The following is a 14,090-nucleotide window of genomic DNA, read 5'->3' on the forward strand; positions in this document are numbered from 1 at the left end:
AACCTGTCCGCTGCCCGGCTTGCCCGCCCGCAACTTTTGCAGTACGGCAGGCTGAAACAGGCGGCGGTGGCCGTCAACCAACCGCATGAATGAAAGCCCCGCATGACACGTTTTGCCGGCTGGATCCTCAGCCTGCCTGCCACGGCATTGGTGGCGCTGTTCCTTGTCCTCCCCGTGGGCGCGACGATTGCCGCGACCTTCGCCGATCCGCTGGGCATCACAGCGCTTTATGAGGCGTTCTTCACCAGCGGCTTTCGCCGCACCGTCTTGTGGCGGACGTTGGAGATCGCCCTGATCACCACCTTCTTTTCTGTGATTGTCGGATTTTTCACGGCCTATGTCGTGGCCCGCGCTTCGGGGCGGGTAAAGAGTTTGCTGATCATTGCGGCGGTGTTTCCGCTGCTGACTGGGGTGATCGTGCGGTCGTTCGCATGGCTCATCATTCTGGGCCGCAACGGCATCCTGAACTCGTTCCTGCAATGGACCGGGTTAACTGATGCGCCCATAAGCATGCTCTACACGCAGGGAGCGGTGATCGTGGCGATGGTCTATCTGTTTGTGCCGCTGATGATCCTGACGCTGGTCGGCGTGCTGGAGAATATTCCCGAAGACGTCATTCAGGCGGCAACCTCGCTTGGCGCGACGCCTGCGGCGGTGTTCCGTCAGGTGGTGTTCCCGCTGGCGGTGCCGGGGCTGATCGTGGGGGCGGTGCTGGTGTTCACCGGGTCCTTCACCGCCTATGCTACGCCAGCGCTCCTCGGGGGGGAGCGTCAGATGACCATGGGCACGCTGCTGCACCAGCAAGCGATGGTTTCGTTCAACTGGCCCGGCGCCTCGACCGTGGCGGCGATCATGGTGATCGTCACGGTGGCGGTGGTCCTTCTGATGACGCGGATGGCGCGTCGTCTCAACCCGATGGCGACATGATGCGGCTTCCCACACATCCCTTGCTGATCGTTTTCACGGTCTTGGTTTATCTGTTCCTGATGGGGCCGCTGGTCATCGTGTTTGGCGCGGCGCTGTCAGATACCACCTTTCTGACCTTCCCGCCGCAAGGTCTCAGCCTGCGCTGGTTTGAGCGGGTGTTCGAAATCACGGCCTTCCGCCGCACCATGCTGACCAGCCTGCAGATCGCGACCATGGCCACCGCGATGGCACTGGTGATCGGTATTCCCGCCGCCTATGCGCTGAACCGCTACCGCATCCAGTTGCCCGGGTGGCTGTCGACGGTCTTCGTGCTGCCCATTCTGGTGCCCGAAATCGTACTGGGCTTTTCGCTGCTCCGCTCAGTCTCGGTCGACCAGAACGTGCCGATCTTCACCACGCTCTTGATCGGTCACACGCTGTTGGTGCTGCCCTATTGCGTGCGGGTCATAAGTGCCAGCCTTGCCTCTTTCGACTTCGCGGTCGAGGAGGCGGCGATCAGCCTGGGCAGCCGACCGCTGAAGACGTTCTTCACCATCATTCTGCCCAATGTCCGTTCCGGGGTGATCGCCGCGTTCATCCTGGCCTTCATCACCTCGATCAACGATGTTTCGGTATCGCTGTTTCTGACCGGCCCTGGCGTATCCACGCTTCCCATCCAGCTTCTGGCCCATATGGAGCAGTTCTTCGATCCGACCGTCGCGTCGGTGTCGGTTCTGCTGATGCTTCTGACCGTGGCTGTCATGGCCGTCGTGGAATGGACGCTGGGCCTTACCTTCCTTGCGAAATGAGCTTGCATGACCCAACCCCTGCATATCGAGAACCTCTCCGCCCATTATGGCAAGACCCAGGTTCTGGACGATCTTTCCCTCAGCCTTGCTGCGGGTGAACTCGTATCGCTGCTTGGCGCATCGGGCTGCGGCAAGACCACGACGCTGCGCCTGATCGCGGGATTCATGCAGCCCACCACGGGAAGCATCACGCTGGGCGGGCGCGACCTGACGAAGCTGGCGGCGCATAAGCGCGACATCGGGCTGGTTTTTCAAAGCTACGCGCTGTTCCCGCATATGTCGGTGCGCGACAACGTGGCCTTCGGGCTGAAGCAACGCGGCATCACGGGCGCGGCGCGGCGTTCCAGCACCGACGCGATGCTGGAACGCGTGGGCCTTGCCGCACTTGCCGACCGGCTGCCCGGCGCGCTTTCGGGCGGGCAGCGGCAACGCGTGGCGCTGGCCCGCGCGCTGGTGATCGAGCCGCCGCTACTGATGTTCGATGAGCCGCTGTCGAATCTCGACGCCAAGTTGCGGGTCGATATGCGGGTGGAAATTCGCAAGCTGCAACGCGCCAATGGTACCACCTCGGTCTATGTCACGCACGATCAGGAAGAGGCATTTTCGATCTCGGACCGAGTGGCGATCATGCATGCGGGCCGGATCATGCAGCTTGATACGCCTGAGGTGCTGTATCAGCGCCCCGCCAATGTCTTCGTTGCCCGATTTGTCGGGTTCGAGAACCTGATCCCGATGCAGGTCACTGCGCGCGACGGCGACGCGGTGCAGGCGGCGGGCGATGGCGGCATTGCCCTGTCGCTGTCGCAAGCCAGCTTTGGTCCGATCCCCGACCGCTTCATCCTCGCCGCCCGCGCGGACGGGCTGGTGGTCGATGCCGCAGGCACTGCGGGCATTCCGGCCGAACTGGGTCTCCGTACCTATCTGGGCCGTGCGTATCAGTACCAATGCACGACACCTGCAGGCGATTTCCTGGCAAACGGCCCGCAGTCCGCGCCGCTGGAACCCGGCGCGCGTGCGATGCTGGTGCCCGACCCCGAGCAATGCTGTATCCTGAAGGCTGAATGATCCATGCGTATCTTGTTTACCAATGCCACGATCCTGCCCTGCACCCCGGATATGCCTGTGATGGAGGGCGCATATCTGCTGGTTGAAGGCGAGACGATCCTTGCCCTGGGGACCGGTACGCCGGACGTTACCGCTGATGAGACGCTGGACCTTGGCGGCGACATCTTGATGCCTGGCATGGTCAACCCGCATTGCCACCTGGCCATGACCCTGTTCCGGGGCCTCGGCGAGGACGTGGATGACCGGCTGTTCCGCTATGTCCTGCCAATGGAGCGGAAATTCGTCAGTCCGGCCATGGTGCGCGTGGGCACGGCGCTTGCCGCGCTCGAGTCGATCGAGGCGGGCGTGACCACGGTGGCCGATATGTATTATTACGAGGCCGAAGTGGGCCGCGTGCTGGACCGCGCCGGGATGCGCGGCATCGTCGGGCAGACGCTGGCGGATTTCAACCCGCCTGACCACGCCAGCATGGATGAAGGCTTCGCGCTTGTCGCGGCGCTGGCGGATGAGTTCGCGGGCCATTCGCGGATTACCGCCTCCATCGCGCCGCATGCGCCCTATTCGACGGGCGTCCCGGTGATGGAACGGATCGCGCGTTGGGCCGACGACCATCAGGATGTGCCGGTGCAGATCCACCTCGCTGAAATGACGTCCGAGAATGAATGGTGTGCCACGCACCACGACATGCGCCCGGTTCAGGTGGTGGAGGCGGCGGGCCTGCTGCGTCCCGGGTTGATCTGCGCGCATTGCCTGCATGTGACCGATGATGACATCGCCGCCATGGCCGATGCGCGGGTCGGCGTGGCGCATAACGCGCGGTCGAATGCCAAGGCGGGACGTGGCATCGCGCCGGTCGAGGCGATGCGCGCCGCCGGTATCCCCGTCGGCATCGCCACCGATGGTCCGATGAGCGGGAATACTCTGGACCTTTTTGCGCAATTTGGCCCGGTGTCGATGTTCGCCAAGCTGCTGGGCAAAAGCCGCGCGCCGATGCCCGCGCGCGATGTGATCCGCATGGCTACGATCGAGGGCGCGCGGGTGCTGGGGATGGACGGCAGCATCGGCTCGCTCCAGCCCGGCAAGCAGGCCGACCTGATCCGCATCGCGCTGGACGCGCCCCGGATGCAGCCGATTTATGACCATTATGCCACGCTGGTCTTCTCGGCTATGCCCTCGGACGTGCGCGATGTGATGGTGGCGGGGCGCTGGCTGATGCGTGACCGTGACGTGCTGACCCTTGAACGCACACAGGTGATGGCTGATGCAGGACAGATCGCCACCGGCTTTCGTGCCGAAATGGCGCGGATCGACGCCGCTTGAGAATCAGTGCCTGAAGGTCAGGGCCTGATTACCAGACGACCGGATGGGTTTGCCCGGTCTGCACATTGACGAATCCTTGCGGCACGGCCTGCGTCGGGGCCACCAGCACCCAGCGCCAAGGCGCGCAGGTCAGCGTGGCGAATTGCAGCCGTTCGGGGAAGCCCGGGAACCAGCGTGGCGAGAATGTCGGCTCGTACAGCCAGTCGATCTTTGCCCCCTCGGCCAGAAGATGCGCCATCTCGGCATCGAGATCCGGAGCGGGCCGGTTGGTCATCAGGCCGCCGACCTCATAGCGTACATCAGCCACGATGCGCCCGCCCGTTGCCAGCGCCCAGCCGCCCTGATTGTCCCGGATCTTGTTCACCACCTGCGCCATGGCCGCGTCGGATGAGCCGACAACCCATATGTTGTGCTGATCATGCGCGACAGTGCAGCCTACCGCCGTGTCGGGTGTGGCGGGGCCACAGCCCAGCCACAACATGCGCGCGGTGCCCCCTTTGCCTGAATATCGGTCCACCACGGCGAATTTGGTGATGTTGCGCGCGGCATCGCGCTGCACCTGACCGTCGGACACCTCCAGTTGGGTGGTGATGAAATCGTCAGCCCAATGAAAGGGCCGAAGCAGCGCGGCATGCACCTGCGTCCGGCTCTCGGGTGCGGCGATCGCGAAATCGGATGCTTCTGCCGGGCGCGGCAGATTGATGGTGCGCACTGCCCAGTCCGGCCAGTCGATCTTTGGCAGGGTGCCGGTATATTGCGCGCCCTGCGATACCTGTTTTCCATCTGCCCAGACCTCGGCAATCTGCAGGCTTGCCACGTCTTCCAGCAGCACGATATCTGCGTAGCGCCCCGGTGCAAGGCTGCCCACATAGGGTGTCAGGCGCATGTGCCGCGCGGGGTTGAGGGTGACGCATTGGATCGCGACCTCGGGCGGCAGGCCGCTCTCGATGGCAAGCCGGACATTATAATCCGTTGCGCCCATGCGCAGTGTGTCCGAGGCGCTGCGGTCATCAGTGGCAAAGGCCACCTGCGACCAGTCTTGCAAGCCGCGCTCCAAAAGACCCGCGATGATGTCGGGCATGGAATGCGGACGGATTTGCACAAAGATGCCGTGGCGCAGCTTGTCCCATGCTTCTTGCGCGGTCCATGCCTCGTGGTCCGACGCCAGTCCCGCTGCAGCGAAGGCGTTGATCGCGGCCAGGTCGCGCAGGCCCGCGCCGTGCCCCTCGACCACGCCGCGCTGTGCCAGCGTTGCGCCGATCATCCCCCACAGGCGGGCATAAGACGGGTTTTGCGCGTCATGGATCGCGGGCCAGTCCATCACTTCATCCAGCCCTGCGACCATCAAGCTGTCGCGCAGGAAACCCGCCTGATCTGCGCCGTCGAAATAGCCCCCACCGCCTTCATAGGCGGTGGGGGGCACGGCGGAGCCCGGCAGTGGGAAGATCTTCAGTGGCGATCCGGCCTGCCGCGCCATCAGCCAGAATTCCAGATTGCGCGTGCCATTGACGTTGGAAAACTCATGACTTGCCTCGCAGGTCCAGGTGTTCCCATGCGGCAGGACCAATGCGGCCTCGTGTTCGGGCGTCAGATGTGCGCTTTCGATGTGTTTATGCACCTCACCAAAGCCCGGGACGGCGGCCAGCGTGGGGCGGTGCTGTTGCTCGCGCGCGGTGCCGGTATAGGTGCCCGCAGGGCCGGTGTATGCAATGCGCCGACCCCGGATCGCGATCTCGGCATCCTCCAGCCAAGTGCGCGTCGCCACGTCCAGCAGTCGCCCCACGCGCAGCAGGCAATCTGCGGGGCGCCGGCCCAGGGCCACCTGCACCAGGTCTTGCCGGATTGTGACTTCGTCCTGCGCATCAAGGATCAGGTCGGGCGGCAAGTCGTTCGGCATGGGGCGTTCCTTCTGTCTCAGGCATGTGTCCGCGGTTGCGGGCGCGTCGAGATGCGGTATGAAGGCCGCATGAAAGCATCGCAAGGTATTTGACCATGACCAACGCCCTTCGCGTGGTGATCGACACCGACCCCGGCATCGACGATGCGGTGGCGATCCTGTTCGCGCTTGCCTCCCCCCGGTTCGAGGTTTTGGGGATCACCACGGTGGCGGGCAATCTGGGGATTGATGTCACCACGCGCAACGCCGGGCGCATTCTGGCGCTGGCTGGGCGGTCGGATATACCGGTGATTGCGGGTGCCGCGACCCCGCTGGCGCGCAGGGGCTTCGACACGGCCGAGATCCACGGCGCGGGCGGTCTGGGCGGGGTGGATTTCCCCGAGCCGCAGGCGGCGGCACAGGGCGACGCGGTGGCATGGTTGGCGGGTTTACTGCAGCGCGAACCGGCGGGCAGCGTTGAGATCCTGGCGCTGGGCCCACTGACCAATATCGCGCGGCTGATCGCCGATTATCCAGGTGCGGCGGCCCGCGTGCGGCGCATCATTGCCATGGGCGGCGCAGTGGAAGAACCGGGCAATATCGGCCCCCGGTCGGAATTCAACATGGCCGCAGACCCCGAGGCCGCGCAGATCGTGCTGACCTCACCCCTTGCGGTGACGTTGGTGCCACTGGACGTGACGCGCCGGGTGCGCGCGACGCTTGATCATGTGGCGCGACTTGCGCAATCGGCGCGCCCAGGGGCGCAGGCCAGCGCGGCGCTGATCCAAGCGTATTTCCAAAGCACCGAAGGCCGCGAAAGCCGTCCCCTGCATGATCCCTGCGTCATGCTTCTTGCCGAGGCGCCAGAGCTGTTTGACTGTTCACCCCTGCGGCTCTCGGTCGATCTGCGCGATGATCCCGGCGCACTGGGCGTCGTTGCGGGGGAAGGTGGTCCGCAGGTGGCATTGCAGGTCCGGGGTGCGGACGCCTTGTCGCTGCTGCTGGACCGCCTGACGACTGGCTGACGGGGTGGGCCGTCCGGCGATCACAGAGCCAGATCGGTTTCGACCAGTTCGGACCAGAAGGCCACGCCCGGGGCGATTGCATCATCGTTGAAATCGTAGCGTGTGGAATGGTGAAGCGCCCCGTCTGCGGCGGGGCCATTGCCCAACCAGACATAGCAGCCCGGCACCACAGCGGCCAGTTCGGCAAAATCATCCCCTGCAGACGACGGCGGAAACGCCGTCATGACGTGTCCCAGCGCCCGGTCGGCGGCGGCCTGGGCGATCGCGGTCGGGGCCTCGACGTTGATGACCGGCGGCATCCCCCTGCGATACTCATACGCTGCGCGCAGGCCATAGGTCGCGGCAATGCCGTGCGCCAGTTGGCCAATCGCCCCTTCGATCAGGTCACGCACACCGGCATCAAAGCTGCGCGCGGTGCCGCCGATGCGGGCGGAGTCGGGGATCACATTCAGCGCCGCGAAATTGCCTGTCTCTACCGCGCAGGCGCTGATGACGGCGGGGTGTAGCGGATCGACCTGCCGCGCCACGATACTGTGCAGGGCGGCAAGGAAGGCGCCCGCTGCCGTCACCACGTCCTGCCCCAGATGCGGCTTGGCACCATGCGTGCCTTGCCCGGTGAAGCTGACCTCCCAGCGGTCGGATGCGGCCAATTGCGGGCCCTGGACCACCGCGATCTGGCCTACGGGAATGTTCGGCATGTTATGCAGCCCGTACACCCGGTCGGCGGGAAAGCGCGCAAACAGCCCATCGGCCAGCATCGCCTTGGCGCCGCCCAGCCCTTCCTCGGCGGGCTGGAAGATGAAATGCACCGTGCCGCTGAAATTGCGCCGCCGCGCCAGATGCTGTGCCGCACCCAGCAACATTACCGTGTGCCCGTCATGGCCGCACGCATGCATCCGCCCGGGGGTACGGCTGGCATGGGGGCGGCCTTCTGCCGCCTCCGTCATGGCGAGCGCGTCCATGTCGGCGCGCAGAGCGATGGCGCGATTGCCCTCGCCACAGCGCAGCGTGCCAACCACGCCCGTGCCGCCGATGCCGGTCTGCACATCGCAACCGCAGGCGCGCAGGGCATCCGCCACCATTGCGCTGGTGCGCGCCTCCTCGAAGCCCAGTTCGGGATGGGCATGCAGGTCGCGGCGCAGCGCGATCAGCGCTGCCAGTCCGGCGGGGTCGATGTCGTGGGTCATCGCGGGTTCCTTTCGATTGGCGCAGGCGCAGAACGGTGGTAAGTCATTGCGGAAGTTAACGAAGGATGACCCCGCATGCCAGCCGCTCCGCATGAATACTGGCAGGAAATCCACCCGTCCGGCACTTTCGCGATGCCCGATTCGGGCTTTGACGCGATGTTCCCCGCCAGTCTGCCCGATGACCGCCAGATATGCCTGCCGATCCGCAGCCTGCCGGATGACCCTGCGGCGGGTGTCGCCTCGCTCATCATCAACCAGGCCAGTTTTGCGGTGGCCGACGCGCTGATTGACGGGATGGCTGAGCATGCCCGCGTCCACGCGCCCGAGGTTATCGTCGGCGTGCCGACGCTGGGGCTTGGCCCTGCCGACGGCGTGGCGCGGCGGCTGGGCCATAGCCGGATGGTGGCGTTGGGTATCTCGCGCAAGTTCTGGTACCGCGACGAACTTTCGGTCGACCTGCGCTCGATCACGACACCGGGCGGTGGCAAGCGGCTGTACCTCGACCCGCGCATGGTGCCGCTGTTGCAAGGCAAGCGGGTCGTGGTGATTGATGATGTGCTGAGTTCAGGCAGTTCGCTGATGGCAGTGCTGGACCTGCTGGCACTTGTCGGGGTGACGCCGGTGGGGGCGGTGTTTGCGATGCTTCAGGGGGACCGCTGGCGGGCACCGCTGGCTGGGCGCGGTGGCCTCCTGGCCCTGACAGGCGCGATCCGCACGCCGCGCCTGAAAAAAGTCGGGGGCGGCTGGTTCCCCCAGGCGGCTGCAGCCAGTGCGGATACCGACGCCACGGGCTGAGTGGCGCCGGGCTGAGTGGCGACAGGGCCAACTTGCAGCAGATTGGCACGGCCCCATCCACAGTGCGGCCCAACGTCGCGATGGACGTTGGGCAGTCAGCGCCCCGCCAATTCCACCTTGTCGACCGTGAACAGACGCAGCGACAGGGGCGAGGGTTCGAAGGCATTCATATGCCCGTTCTCGGGACGGGGCTTGTGCCGGGGATCAGGGGAATGGGCATGGTGCTCCCTTTCAAGACGCCTTGGGGCGTTGGCCCCGCCGAGGGTCGATTGAATGTCAAAGATATGTCTGACGGGACCCCATTTGCCGCTACGAATCTTGGGTTCATGTGGGTTTTTTTGGCTTCCGGCAAAAATAGACCAATCGACTACTAGACGAATGGTCTATTCCTGCCTATGTGACGCTGCATGACACAGCCACGCAAATCCGATCAGACCCGCCAGAAGATCCTTGCCACCGGCCGCAGGCTGGTGACCACCGGGGGCTTTGGTGCCGTGGGTCTTGCCGCGCTCCTGAAGGAATGCGGCGTGCCCAAGGGGTCGTTCTACTACTATTTCCCGTCGAAAGAGGCGTTCGGACAGGCGATGCTGGAAGATTATGTTGCCGAGTACCTGGGCCGTGTTGAGGCGCTGATGGCAACCGACGACAGCGCCGCTGTGCGGTTGACGGCCTTTTGTGACGCTTGGCTGGATCAGGAGCGTCAGGCAGGCCTTGTCAGCACCTGTCTGGTGGTCAAGCTGGGGGCCGAGGTTTCCGATCTGTCTGACGCTATGCGCGCCGTGCTCGACGCGGGCGTGAAAGAACTGACCGCCCGGCTGGCGGCGCTGCTGGAAGAAGGTGCACGCGATGGCTCGGTGATGCCGCAAGACGACGTGCAGGCCGCGGCCCAGGCGCTTTATGCGCAATGGCTGGGTGCCGCGATCCTGTCGAAATTATCCCATGATCAGATCCCGCTGGAGCGGGCGATGACCGATACAAGAAAGCGCCTGTTTACCGGGACGCTGAAAGGAAAAGACCAATGAAAGCTCTCGTACACGACACATTCGGCGACCCCAAGGCGGTGCTTCAGGCGCGCGATGTGGCGCTTCCAGAACCCCGGGCGGGTGAGCTGCGCATCAAGATGCTGCTGTCGCCGATCCACAACCACGATCTGTGGACCATCCGGGGTGATTATGGCTACAAGCCCGACCTGCCCGGTGCGATCGGCGGGTCTGAGGCCGCTGGGATCGTCGATGCGGTCGGTGACGGCGTTGACGCGGGCCTTGTGGGGCAGCGGGTTGTGGCGGCGGGCGTCCATGGCACATGGGCAGAACACTTTATCGCACCCGCCAGCGGCGTGGTGCCCTTGCCAGAACAGATTTCGGATAAGATGGGCGCGCAGCTGATCTCCATGCCGTTCTCGGCGCTTTCCATGCTGGATCTGCTGAAGGCAGAACCGGGGCAGTGGATCATCCAGACGGCGGCCAATGGCGCGGTCGGGCGCGTCATGGTCGTGCTGGCGGCGGCGCGTGGCATCAACCTGCTGAACCTCGTGCGTCGGGATGCGGCTGCGGCGGAACTGCGCGCGGCGGGCATCGGCAATGTGGTCTCGACCTCGGCACATGATTGGCAGGATCAGGCGCGGACAATCATCGGTGCCGGGCGCGCGGTTTCGGCCATCGACTCGGTCGGCGGAGAGATTTCGGCTGATCTGGTCGATCTTCTGGCGCCCGATGGTGAGTTGATGGTGTTTGGCACTGCGACCGGCGCGCCGATGCCGCTGTCCTCCGGGGCGCTCATCATGAAGCAGATCACGATCAAGGGGTTCTGGGGCGCGCGTGTCAGCGCCGAGATGGCGGTGGACAAGCGTGTGCGCCTGATCACCGAGCTGGTCACACTGGCGGCCAAAGGTGCGCTGCTGCTGGACATTGGCGGGATATTTGCCCTCGATCAAGGCGCCGAAGCGGTGGAAGCCAGCCTGACCCCGGGCCGCGCGGGCAAGGTGATGCTGAAGCCGTGATCGGGCCGATACTGCCCCCGGATACCCCCGGGGGCAGTATCATGTTCGAGCCACGCATGGTCCGCCACGGGCCGTGGCGCAGTTTTCTGCAGCGGAATGGGCAAGTGCCAGCGGCCCGATCGTTGGCGTTGCCAACGGCCCCCCTTGCGCGGCGCGGTGCGCATGTAAGACTGTCAGCCTGCCGTTCTGACCTGCCCGGGTGCGCGGTCGCGTGCCATGTCTGGTGGCAGAAATACAATATGCGGCCAGTCTTGACCCGGTACAGTCGTCACCCGGCAAGCCACCTTGAAGACGTGCGCCAAAAGGCTTTCGGTTAGCACGTTGGCAGGCGTACCGCTGGCCACCGCGTGTCCGTCCTGCAACACCAGCACCCGGTCACAGAACATCGCGGCGTGGTTCAGGTCATGCAGGGCGATGATGCTCGTCAGGCCCAGCCTGCGTACCAGTCCCAGCAATTCGATCTGGTGATGGATGTCGAGATGGTTCGTCGGCTCATCCAGGAACATCGTCGTGGGTTGCTGGGCCAGCGCGCGGGCGATGTGTGTGCGCTGCCGCTCGCCGCCTGATAGGCTTTGCCAGCCTTGCCCGGCGCGTGCGGCCATCCCGGTCTGGGCCAGCGCGGTTTCGACCGCGCGTTCATCGGCCACGCTCCAGCCTGACAGGGCCGCACGGTGCGGGGTACGACCCAGCCGCACGATTTCACGCACCGACATGTTGGTGTCGGTAGCCGAATGCTGGCGCACCAGTGCGACCTGACGCGCCAGTGCGCGGCGGGGCAGGCGGGCAATATCGGTGTCGTCCAGCAAGATGCGCCCGCCCTCGGGACGGCGCAGCCCGGCCAGCAGCCGCAAAAGGGAGGATTTGCCTGACCCGTTCGGCCCCAGCAGGCCCAGCACCTGCCCGGTTTCAACCGATAACGAGACCTCGTCGACAATCAGCTTGCCACCGGCCCGCCAGCGCAGGTTTTCAGCCCGTACACTCATGCTTGCTGCCGCGCACGGTAAAGGATCACCGAAAAGCACGGCACCCCGATCAGCGCGGTTACCACGCCGATGGGCAGCGTTTGCGGCGCTGTCAGCATTCGCGCGGCAATATCGGCCAGGACCATGAAGATCGCCCCGCCGATGGCGCAGGCGGGCAGGAGCCGCATGTGCAACGGCCCCACGATGAAACGCGCCGCGTGCGGCACCACCAGCCCGACAAAGCCGATGGTGCCGACCATGCTGACAATTGTCGCCGTCAGCAAGGCTGTGACGCCGAACAGCACCAGCCGTACCCGTACCACGGGAACACCCAGAGCAGCCGCATCCTCATCCCCGAAGGCAAAGGCATCCAGCGCGCGGGCATACCACATGCAGATCGCCAGACAGATCACGATGACGCCTGCCAACACCTGAAACTCGGGCCAGCGCACGCCGCCGAAACTGCCCAGAAGCCAGAACATCACATCTCGTGCCTGCTGCGCGTTGCCCGAGGTGGTGACGATGTAGGATGTCAGCGCGTTGAACAATTGCGACGCCGCGACCCCTGCCAGGATCGTCTGGTTGGCAGCACCCGTCGCCCCCTGCGAGAGTAGCGCAACAAAGCCAAACGCGGTGAAGGCGCCGCAGAAGGCGCCCAGCGATAGCCCCATAGCGCCGCCGCCCAGCCCCAGGATCAGGATGCACACCGCCCCGGTCGAAGCCCCGGCAGAAATGCCCAGCACGAAGGGTTCAGCCAGCGCGTTACGTAAAAGCGATTGCAAGATGGCCCCGCAGATTGCCAACCCCGCCCCGCAGAGCGCCGCAACCAGCGCGCGGCTGAGACGCAGGTCCCAGATCACGCTTTCCTGAATGCGGCTCAGCGGGACCTCGGTCAGGCCCAGCCGGTTCGATACGGCCAATGCGACGGTACGCAGCGGCACCTGGAATTCGCCGATCCCCGTCGCAGCCGCGATGGCCAGTCCCAGCGCGCCCAGCGACAGGGCGGCCAGCGCCAGCGGCTGCCCTTTCATGGTATGGGCGAAAGCCACGTTCAGTTCCCTGCGGCGCGCATTTGTTCAAGCTGTGCGGCCAGCTCTTCCGCGCCGTAAAGCGTGCGGATCGTCGGGTTCATCGCGGCCCCGGCCATGACGAACAGCCGCCCCGCGCGCACCGCCTCCATCTGGCTGACCGTCGGGTCCGATGTCAGCCACGCAATTTTGGTCCCGGCATTGTCCAACTCCCAGCGGTCGCGGTCCAGTTCGGCCACTACGATGGCGCTGGGACCAGCGGCGATGATGCCCTCCCAACTGACGGTAGGCCATTCGGCATCCGTTGTGATGGCGTTGCGCCCGCCCAGCAGGTCGGCGATATACCCCGACGCACTGTTGCCACCGCCGACATATGCATCATCCGCGGGCGAGGGGCTGGAAAACCAGAAGACGAAGCTCAGGTCAGGGTCGTGGTCGAAGCGGGCGCGCAGCGCAGCCTCGCGCGTACGGAAATCCGCGATCAGCGCCTGTCCGCGGTCGGCCACGTTGAAGATGCGCGAGAGTTCGTCGATCTCTTGGAACAGCGGCTCCATGCTCCAGAGCGCGTCGCGGCTGCCATAGGCATCGTCATCGGCCTGCCGGGCCAGGCAAACGCTGGGCGACAGGTAGGACGGGATGGCGAGCCGCGCCAGATCGTCGCGTTTGGCCAGTCGGCTGTCCGGCCCCAGGAGTGTGGGCAGGGCGGCGGCGACAAAATCCGGTTCCTGTTCCAGAACGGCCTCCAGCGTCGGGAATTCCACCGTCAGCAGGGTGACCTTTGAATTTGCCTCGGCCAGTTCGTCCAGCACGCTGTTGGGCCAGAAGGCCGTCGCGGCCAGCCGGTCCTCCAGCCCCAGCATCAGCAAGATCTCGGCGCTGTTCTGTCCCAGCGCCACGGCGTTTTGCGGCGCGCGCTCGAAGGTCACGGTCTCACCGCAGTTCTCGATCACCAGCGGGTATTGGGTTTGGGTGTCCTGCGCCGCGACGGGCTGTGCCAGCATGGCGATGGTACAGCCAAATGCGGCCTTGGAAAGTGGAAAGGTCATGTGCTGGGTTTCCTGCGTCAGGGGGAAGGGAAGGGTGTTTGCCGGGTCCTTAAACCTGGGTGGGCGGCAATA

13 protein-coding genes are annotated in these 14,090 nt (G+C 65.0%); 8 read left to right on the forward strand and 5 right to left on the reverse strand.

What is annotated here, in order from left to right; genetic code table 11:
* The first annotated feature begins 102 nt into the window (after positions 1 to 102).
* From H9529_RS00795 to H9529_RS00810, 4 genes are read left to right on the forward strand one after another with little or no spacing between them, the layout of a single operon-like run.
* Entirely contained in the window at positions 103 to 927 is an 825-nt protein-coding gene (locus H9529_RS00795; RefSeq protein WP_092885634.1) for an ABC transporter permease, read from the forward strand.
* Positions 924 to 1,715, forward strand: coding sequence for an ABC transporter permease (locus H9529_RS00800; RefSeq protein WP_223814250.1), 792 nt, complete (start codon positions 924 to 926; stop codon positions 1,713 to 1,715). The genes H9529_RS00795 and H9529_RS00800 overlap by 4 nt, the downstream gene beginning before the upstream one ends.
* 6 nt (positions 1,716 to 1,721) lie before the next feature.
* Positions 1,722 to 2,780 carry an ABC transporter ATP-binding protein gene (locus H9529_RS00805; protein ID WP_092885636.1) on the forward strand — a complete coding sequence of 353 codons (1,059 nt, stop codon included), beginning with the start codon at positions 1,722 to 1,724 and terminating at the stop codon, positions 2,778 to 2,780.
* Between the two features lie 3 nt (positions 2,781 to 2,783).
* A complete protein-coding gene (locus H9529_RS00810) occupies positions 2,784 to 4,100 on the forward strand; it encodes an amidohydrolase family protein (RefSeq protein ID WP_092885638.1) in 1,317 nt (438 codons plus the stop codon).
* Positions 4,101 to 4,128: 28 nt separating this feature from the next.
* Here H9529_RS00810 and H9529_RS00815 read toward each other — a convergent pair whose 3' ends face one another.
* On the reverse strand, positions 4,129 to 5,997 hold the full coding sequence (locus H9529_RS00815; protein WP_092885640.1) for an adenine deaminase: 1,869 nt from the start codon (positions 5,995 to 5,997) through the stop codon (positions 4,129 to 4,131).
* Positions 5,998 to 6,092: 95 nt separating this feature from the next.
* Between H9529_RS00815 and H9529_RS00820 the strand changes: the two genes are divergently transcribed.
* The gene (locus tag H9529_RS00820; RefSeq protein WP_092885642.1) at positions 6,093 to 7,001 is read left to right on the forward strand and encodes a nucleoside hydrolase; all 909 of its coding nucleotides are present in this window, start codon (positions 6,093 to 6,095) and stop codon (positions 6,999 to 7,001) included.
* A 20-nt stretch (positions 7,002 to 7,021) separates the two neighbouring features.
* Here H9529_RS00820 and H9529_RS00825 read toward each other — a convergent pair whose 3' ends face one another.
* On the reverse strand, positions 7,022 to 8,188 hold the full coding sequence (locus tag H9529_RS00825) for an amidohydrolase (RefSeq protein ID WP_092885644.1): 1,167 nt from the start codon (positions 8,186 to 8,188) through the stop codon (positions 7,022 to 7,024).
* A gap of 75 nt (positions 8,189 to 8,263) precedes the next feature.
* On the opposite strand from H9529_RS00825, the gene H9529_RS00830 reads away from it, so the two are divergent.
* The 3 genes from H9529_RS00830 to H9529_RS00840 all read left to right on the forward strand — a co-directional run bounded on the left by H9529_RS00830 (position 8,264) and on the right by H9529_RS00840 (position 10,982).
* Positions 8,264 to 8,983 (forward strand): phosphoribosyltransferase, encoded by a 720-nt coding sequence (locus tag H9529_RS00830; RefSeq protein ID WP_092885646.1) that lies wholly within the window; start codon positions 8,264 to 8,266, stop codon positions 8,981 to 8,983.
* Between the two features lie 407 nt (positions 8,984 to 9,390).
* Complete coding sequence (locus H9529_RS00835; protein ID WP_092885650.1) at positions 9,391 to 10,005, forward strand: TetR/AcrR family transcriptional regulator; 615 nt, start codon at positions 9,391 to 9,393, stop codon at positions 10,003 to 10,005.
* Positions 10,002 to 10,982, forward strand: a complete 981-nt coding sequence (locus H9529_RS00840) for a zinc-binding dehydrogenase (protein WP_092885652.1) — start codon at positions 10,002 to 10,004, stop codon at positions 10,980 to 10,982. The genes H9529_RS00835 and H9529_RS00840 overlap by 4 nt, the downstream gene beginning before the upstream one ends.
* Positions 10,983 to 11,155: 173 nt before the next feature.
* On the opposite strand, the gene H9529_RS00845 is transcribed toward H9529_RS00840, so the two are convergent.
* Genes H9529_RS00845 through H9529_RS00855 form a run of 3 tightly spaced genes read right to left on the reverse strand, consistent with a single transcriptional unit; the run spans position 11,156 to position 14,018 of the window.
* On the reverse strand, positions 11,156 to 11,965 hold the full coding sequence (locus H9529_RS00845; protein WP_092885654.1) for an ABC transporter ATP-binding protein: 810 nt from the start codon (positions 11,963 to 11,965) through the stop codon (positions 11,156 to 11,158).
* Entirely contained in the window at positions 11,962 to 12,993 is a 1,032-nt protein-coding gene (locus H9529_RS00850; protein ID WP_317889638.1) for a FecCD family ABC transporter permease, read from the reverse strand. Before H9529_RS00850 ends, H9529_RS00845 begins: the two co-directional genes overlap by 4 nt.
* Positions 12,994 to 12,995: 2 nt before the next feature.
* Positions 12,996 to 14,018: an ABC transporter substrate-binding protein gene (locus H9529_RS00855; protein WP_092885656.1), complete on the reverse strand. Its 1,023-nt coding sequence runs from the start codon at positions 14,016 to 14,018 to the stop codon at positions 12,996 to 12,998.
* Positions 14,019 to 14,090 lie beyond the last annotated feature (72 nt).

It is taken from the genome of Roseicitreum antarcticum (genome assembly GCF_014681765.1).
GTDB classification, from domain to species: Bacteria; Pseudomonadota; Alphaproteobacteria; order Rhodobacterales; family Rhodobacteraceae; genus Roseicitreum; species Roseicitreum antarcticum.